7 protein-coding genes are annotated in these 6,716 nt (G+C 70.3%); 3 read left to right on the top strand and 4 right to left on the bottom strand.

Annotated elements, in window-relative coordinates:
• From B8460_RS20740 to B8460_RS01675, 3 genes are all read left to right on the top strand, one after another.
• A partial coding sequence (locus B8460_RS20740) for a flagellar FliJ family protein (protein ID WP_148360233.1) occupies positions 1–187 on the top strand: 187 nt, incomplete at its 5' end.
• Positions 188–311: 124 nt separating this feature from the next.
• Entirely contained in the window at positions 312–1,619 is a 1,308-nt protein-coding gene (locus tag B8460_RS01680; RefSeq protein ID WP_199445504.1) for a UDP-glucose dehydrogenase family protein, read from the top strand.
• Positions 1,620–1,716: 97 nt separating this feature from the next.
• Entirely contained in the window at positions 1,717–3,543 is a 1,827-nt protein-coding gene (locus tag B8460_RS01675; protein WP_084623114.1) for a methyltransferase domain-containing protein, read from the top strand.
• Positions 3,544–3,573: 30 nt separating this feature from the next.
• On the opposite strand, the gene B8460_RS01670 is transcribed toward B8460_RS01675, so the two are convergent.
• The 4 genes from B8460_RS01670 to B8460_RS01655 form a co-directional block, all read right to left on the bottom strand.
• A complete protein-coding gene (locus B8460_RS01670) occupies positions 3,574–3,870 on the bottom strand; it encodes a DUF1330 domain-containing protein (protein WP_048859835.1) in 297 nt (98 codons plus the stop codon).
• Between the two features lie 10 nt (positions 3,871–3,880).
• Complete coding sequence (locus B8460_RS01665) at positions 3,881–5,287, bottom strand: NAD(P)(+) transhydrogenase (Re/Si-specific) subunit beta (protein ID WP_048859834.1); 1,407 nt, start codon at positions 5,285–5,287, stop codon at positions 3,881–3,883.
• A gap of 4 nt (positions 5,288–5,291) precedes the next feature.
• Positions 5,292–5,693: a proton-translocating transhydrogenase family protein gene (locus tag B8460_RS01660; RefSeq protein WP_048859833.1), complete on the bottom strand. Its 402-nt coding sequence runs from the start codon at positions 5,691–5,693 to the stop codon at positions 5,292–5,294.
• Between the two features lie 44 nt (positions 5,694–5,737).
• Positions 5,738–6,716 (bottom strand): NAD(P) transhydrogenase subunit alpha (locus tag B8460_RS01655; protein ID WP_048859832.1); only part of this gene is annotated, 979 nt, incomplete at its 5' end.

Raw genomic sequence — 6,716 nt, 5'->3', positions numbered from 1 at the left:
GACGCGGACCGCCGCCGCGCGATCCGGCCTGCTCGCTGCACGGGCGGCGCTGGAGGCGGCCTCGTCGCTTGTCGCCCGCCAGAGGGCGGCGCGCCTGGCCATGCTGCGGGCACGCGAGCAGGCGGCGCTGGACGAGCACGCGGCCCGGTGCGGCACGCCCCCACAGGGTGGCGGCGGCCCGTCATGAGTCATTCATGGCGCCTCGTTCCGTGGCATGCTCAAAAGACGCTTGGCGTATGCCGCAGCGCAGCACGGCCCTGCGGCGGGCAGCGTCGGTCCGGCGGACCGGGCCGACAGACAGGAGGTGTTCGATGCGCATTGCGATGATCGGCGGGGGTTATGTAGGCCTCGTCTCCGGCGCCTGCTTCGCCGAGTTCGGCACCGAGGTCACGGTGGTGGAAGCCGATGCCGCCAAGCTGGCCGCGCTGCGCGACGGGCGGATGCCGATCTACGAGCCCGGGCTCGACAAGCTGGTGGAGGCCAACGTCGCCGCCGGCCGCCTGTCCTTCACCGGCGACCTGCCGGCCGCGGTCGCAGGTGCGGACGCCGTCTTCATCGCCGTCGGCACGCCGACCCGGCGCGGCGACGGACACGCCGACCTCACTTATGTATATGCCGCCGCCGAGCAGGTGGCCCGGGCGCTGACCGGCTACGCGGTGATCGTCACGAAATCGACGGTGCCGGTGGGCACCGGCCGGCGCATCGCGGAAATCGTGCAGGGCGTCCGGCCGGAGCTGGAGTTCGACGTCGCGTCCAACCCGGAATTCCTGCGCGAGGGCGCCGCCATCGCCGACTTCATGCGCCCCGACCGGGTGGTGATCGGCGCCGCGACCGACCGCGCCCGCGAGACCATGCGTCAGCTCTATCGCCCGCTCTATCTGATCGAGGCGCCGATCGTCTTCACCGACATCGAGACGGCCGAGCTGGTGAAATACGCGGCCAATGCCTTCCTCGCCATGAAGATCACCTTCATCAACGAAATGGCCGATCTGTGCGAGCGGGTGGGCGCCGATGTCCACGACGTCGCCCGCGGTATCGGCCTCGACGGCCGCATCGGGCGCAAGTTCCTCCACCCCGGCCCCGGCTTCGGCGGCTCCTGCTTCCCGAAGGACACGCTGGCGCTGGTGCGCATCGCCCAGGACCACGGCGCCGCGACCCGGCTGGTGGAGACGACGGCGGCGGTGAACGAGGCGCGCAAGGCCGGCATGGCGCAGCGCGTCGTCAGCGCCTGCGGGGGCTCGGTGCGCGGCAAGACGATCGCGGTGTTCGGCCTGACCTTCAAGCCGGAGACGGACGACATGCGCGACGCCCCCAGCCTGCCCATCGTCGCCCGGCTGATCGAGGACGGCGCCACCATCCGTGCCTATGACCCGGCCGGCATGGAGGCGGCGGCGCCGCTGCTGCCCGCCGCGGTCCAGTACTGCACGGGCGCGCTGGACGCGGCACAGGGCGCGGACGCGCTGGTGGTGCTGACCGAATGGAACGAGTTCCGCGCCCTCGCCCCCGGCCGGCTTGCGGAGGCGATGCGCGGGCGGGTCATCGTCGACCTGCGCAACATCTACGAGCCGACCATCATGCGGGGCGCGGGCTTCCAGTACAGCTCGATCGGCCGGCGCTGAACGTGCCCCCCGCCGCCGCGTTGCCCAGTAGCGCCGTCGCGGCCGGCGCGTTAGCACACCCTGCCCGCGCGGCCCGCCATCCGGAGCATGCCAGCCGATGACCGTCTTCCACGACGCCCCCAATCCCGACCTGCTTGAACGGATACCGCTGGCCGCCCGCACGGTGCTCGACGTGGGATGCGGACGGGGCGGCCTCGGGCTGGCGTTGCGCACGCTCAACCCCAACGCCCGCATCCTCGGCATCGAGCTGGACGACGAAGCCGCGCCGATCGCCGCGAGCCGCTATGACGCGGTCGCGCACGTCAATGTCGAACAGAATCCGCTGCCCTTCGGTGACGAGGTCATCGACTGCCTGGTGTACGGCGACGTGCTCGAACATCTGCGCGATCCGTGGGGGGTCGTCAGCCGCCAGCTGACCCGGCTCGCCGATGACGGCACGGTGCTGATCTGCGCGCCGAACGTGGAACACTGGACCTTTGTCGCGCGGCTGCTGCAGGGCACGTGGGAATACGAGCCGAGCGGCCTGTTCGACGCGACGCATCTGCGCTGGTTCAGCCTGTCCAATCTGCGGCGCGCACTCGACCGTCTGGGCGTGGTCGCGCTTGACGTGCATCCGCGCGTGTTCGACGCCGACCGCGCCACCCGCTTCGTCGAGACGCTCGGCCCGGCGCTCGCCGCCCTCGGCGTGACGAAACAGAATTACGCGCCCCGCGCGGCGGCGTTGCAATACGTGTGGCGCGCCATCAAGACCGCGCGGCCGCGCTTGACGGTCGCCGCGACGATGCTCAAGCCGGTGGGCGGCGTGTCCGATCTGCGCGTCGTGTTGCCGCAGCACGCGCTCGCGACGGACCCGACGGTGACCGCCGTCATCGGCACGCTGGAGACGATCCGCCCGCCGGCGGGCGACACGCCCCGCATCCTCGTCCTGCACCGCCCGATCCTGAAGGGCGCGCGCGGTCTGGAGATCCTTCGCCAGCGCCTCGCCGAGGGCTGGGTGATCGTCACCGAGTTCGACGATCATCCCGACTACTTCCCGGCGATGCAGGGGGGCGAGAACTGGACCTTCGCCGGCGTCCACGCAGTGCAGACGACGACCGACACGCTCGTCGAGATACTCCGCCACCACAACCCGGAGGTCGCGCGTTTCCCCAACGCCCTGCGCACGGTGCCGGAGCCGGCCAACTATGCGCATGCGGACCGGCTGACCCTGTTCTTCGGCGCGCTCAACCGTGAAGGCGACTGGGCGCCGTACATGGACGCGCTGAACGATGTCGCCGCCGCGGCGGGCGACCGGCTCCAGTTCCGCGTGGTCCATGACGAGGCGTTCTTCAAAGCGTTGCGCACGCCGCACAAGCAGTTCACGCCCACCTGCGACTATTCGACGTATACGCAGCTGCTGAGCGAGTGCGAGGTCTCGTTCATGCCGCTCGCGGACAATCCGTTCAACCGCGCCAAGTCCGACCTGAAGTTCATCGAGGCCGGCGCATGCCGGGTGACGGCGCTGGCCAGCCCCGTGGCCTATGACCGGACCCTGGTCGATGGCGAGACGGGGCTGCTGTTCGCCGACGCGGACGAGTTGCGCATGCGGCTGATGCGTCTCGTCGCCGTGCCGGAGGATGGCCGCGTGCTGGCCGATGCGGCCCGCGCCTATGTCCTGCGCGAACGCATGCTGGCGCAGCAGGTGCGCCCGCGCATCGACTGGTATCGCGCGTTGTGGGACCGCCGCGCCGAGCTGACCGAGGCGCTTTACAGCCGGGTGCCGGCGCTGATGCCGCCGCCCTCCGGGACAGTCCGGCCGCAGGCATTGCCGCCCGCCGCGCCGCAACCGGCGCCAATCGAGACGCCGCCCGTGCAGACCGCGACCGCGCCCGCCGCACCGGCGCCGGCCGAACTCGATACGGCGGAAGTGCGGCTGTTCGGCTGAGGCGGCCGCCCGGGGCGCGGGCGGCCGCGATCAGGCCGTCGGGAGCCCCTCCACCAGCGCGACGCGCGAGCGGGTGCTCGCCTCGCGCAGGCGGATCAGCGGCGCGTAGTCGGGACTGTCATAGAAGGCGCGCGCCGCCTCGATCGTCGGAAACTCGAGGATGACCAGCCGCTCGATGCCGAGGTCGCCCTCCTTGGCCTCGATCGTGCCGCCGCGCACGAGGAACCGGCCGCCGAACCGCTCGACCACGGCCGGCACCTGCGCGCGATAGGCGGCATAGGCGTCCGGGTCCGTCACCTCGACCGAGGCGACCAGGTATCCGGGCATCGTGACCTCCTCAGTCGAGCGCCTGGACGATCTCTTCCGTCATCTTCTTCGCGTCGCCGAACAGCATCATCGTGTTGGGGCGGAAGAACAGCTCGTTGTCGACGCCGGCATAGCCGCTCGCCATCGAGCGCTTCACGAACAGCACCGTCCCCGCCTTGTCCACGTCCAGGATCGGCATGCCGTAGATCGCCGATTTCGGGTCCGTCTTGGCCGCCGGGTTGGTCACGTCGTTGGCGCCGATGACATAGACGACGTCGGCGGTGGAGAACTCGTTGTTGATCTCCTCCAGCTCGAACACCTCGTCATAGGGGACGTTGGCCTCGGCCAGCAGCACGTTCATGTGGCCCGGCATGCGGCCGGCGACCGGGTGGATCGCGTATTTGACCTCCACCCCCTCGGCCTTCAGCGTGTCGGCCATCTCGCGCACCGCGTGCTGCGCCTGCGCCACCGCCATGCCGTAGCCGGGCACGATGATGACCTTCGACGCGTTCTTCATGATGAAGGCGGCGTCGTCCGCGGCCCCCGCCTTCACGCTGCGATCGGCCCCGTCGCCACCGCCGCCCGCCGCCGCGCCGCCGGCGTCGCCGCCGAAACCGCCCAGCAGCACGTTGATGATGCTGCGGTTCATGCCCTTGCACATGATGTAGGACAGGATCGCGCCCGACGCGCCGACCAGGCTGCCGGTGATGATCAGCGACAGATTCTGGATGGTGAAGCCGATCCCCGCCGCCGCCCAGCCGGAGTAGCTGTTCAGCATCGACACGATCACCGGCATGTCCGCGCCGCCGATCGGGATGATGAGCAGGAAGCCGAGGGCAAAGGACAGCAGCGCGATCATCCAGAACAGGATCGGGCTGCCCGACGAGAAGAAGCCCATGATCAGCAGCACCAGCAGCACGCCCAGCGCGGCATTGAGCTGATGCTGGTTGCGGAAGGTGATCGGGTTGCCCTTCATGTTGCCGTTCAGCTTGGCGAAGGCGATGAGGGACCCGGAGAAGGTGATGGCGCCGATCGCGAGACCGAGCGACATCTCGATCAGCGACTGCTTGTGGATCGCGCCCGGCGTGCCGATGCCGAAGGCCTGGGGCGCGGTCAGCGCGCTGGCCGCGACGAACACCGCCGCGAGACCGACCAGGGAGTGGAACGCCGCCACCAGCTGCGGCAGCGCCGTCATCTGGATGCGGCGCGCGATGTAGACGCCGGCGGAACCGCCGATCGCGATGCCGATCACGATCAGCACGTAGCCGGCGCCGAGCATGCCGTGATGCAGCAGGGTGGCGACGATGGCGATCGCCATGCCGATCATGCCGTAGCGGTTGCCCTGCTGCGACGTGGTCGGATGCGACAGGCCGCGCAGGGCCAGGATGAACAGGACCGCGGCGACGAGATAGGCGAGCGACGTGACGTTGGCGCTCATGGTCTTACTTCTTCGCCTTGAACATCGCGAGCATTCGCTGCGTCACCGTGAAACCGCCGAAGATGTTCACGCTGGCGAGCACCACGGCGATGAAGCCGAACCCCATCGCCCAGGCGCTGCCCGACAGGCCGGTCGCCAGCATCGCGCCCACGATGATCACGGAGCTGATCGCGTTGGTCACCGCCATCAGCGGCGAATGCAGCGCGGGCGTCACGTTCCAGACGACGTAGTAGCCGACGAAGCACGCCATCAGGAACACGGCGAATAGGAAGATGAAGGGCTCGACCGCCTGCATGTTGACCGCACCGGGCATCACGCGGTCGGCCAGCGCGCCGGCCTGCTCGGCCAGCGTGCGCGCCTGGTCGGCAATGCGGGCGGCCTGTTCGGCCATCTGTTGCGGGTCCATGTCGTCTCGCTCGTGCGTTGCGTGGGATAGGATGTGAACGGGCGTCAGGCGGCCTGTTTCGGCGCGTGGTTCGGATGCACGACCGATCCGCCGCGCGTCAGCAGCGCGCCCTGGATGATCGCGTCATCCTCCGGCAGCTTCAGCGCCCGCGCTTCCTTGTCCCAGAACGATGTGACGAAGGTCAGCAGGTTACGGGCATACAGGCTGCTGGAGGCGACCGGCAGGCGGCCCGGCCAGTTGCGCCAGCCGAGGATGGTCACGCCGTTGTCCGTCACCACCTGCTCGCCCGGCTTGGTCAGCGCGCAGTTGCCGCCGCCGTCGGACGCGAGATCGACGATTACGCTGCCCGCGCGCATGCCGGCGACCATCTCCGCCGTGACGATGGTTGGCGCGCGGCCGCCGACGACGAGGGCGGTGCAGATGACGATGTCGTTCTTCACCACCGTCGCGGCCAGCAGTTCGGCCTGCTTCTGGCGGAACGCGGCGCTCATTTCCTTGGCGTAGCCGCCGGCGGTCTGGGCGGCGGCCGTCTCCTCGTCCTCGACGCCGACGAACGTGGCGCCGAGCGACTTGATCTCTTCCTTCGCCGCCGGGCGCACGTCGGTCGCGGACACGATGGCGCCGAGCCGGCGCGCGGTCGCGATCGCCTGCAGGCCGGCGACGCCCGCGCCGATGACGAAGACGCGGGCCGGCGGCACCGTGCCGGCGGCGGTCATCATCATGGCGAAGCCGCGACTGAACGCCGCCGCCGCCTCGATCACGCCGCGATAGCCGGCGAGGTTCGCCTGGCTCGACAGCACGTCCATGGCCTGCGCGCGGGTGATGCGCGGCAGCATCTCCATCGCCACCGCATCGATGCCGCCACGGGCGAGCGCGGGCGCCAGTTCGGGATCCGACGCGGCGCCGGCGATGCAGATCAGCGCGGCGCCGCGCGGAATGACGGCCCGCTCGGCCTCCTGCGGCATCCGCACGGCGAACACGACCCCGGCGCCGGCCAGCGCGGCGGCGGCGTCGGGCGCGATC

It is taken from the genome of Acidisphaera rubrifaciens HS-AP3 (assembly GCF_000964365.1).
Taxonomy (GTDB): domain Bacteria; phylum Pseudomonadota; class Alphaproteobacteria; order Acetobacterales; family Acetobacteraceae; genus Acidisphaera; species Acidisphaera rubrifaciens.
Note: the sequence above shows the minus strand (reverse complement) of the source record. Positions and strands in the feature narration are given on the sequence as shown.

Bases quoted from the DNA above. Each gene is read 5' to 3' on its own strand.
- B8460_RS01680 (WP_199445504.1), top strand. From the start codon at position 312: ATGCGCATTGCGATGATCGGCGGGGGTTATGTAGGCCTCGTCTCCGGC.
- B8460_RS01675 (WP_084623114.1), top strand. From the start codon at position 1,717: ATGACCGTCTTCCACGACGCCCCCAATCCCGACCTGCTTGAACGGATA.
- B8460_RS01670 (WP_048859835.1), bottom strand. From the start codon at position 3,870: ATGCCCGGATACCTGGTCGCCTCGGTCGAGGTGACGGACCCGGACGCC.
- B8460_RS01665 (WP_048859834.1), bottom strand. From the start codon at position 5,287: ATGAGCGCCAACGTCACGTCGCTCGCCTATCTCGTCGCCGCGGTCCTG.
- B8460_RS01660 (WP_048859833.1), bottom strand. From the start codon at position 5,693: ATGGACCCGCAACAGATGGCCGAACAGGCCGCCCGCATTGCCGACCAG.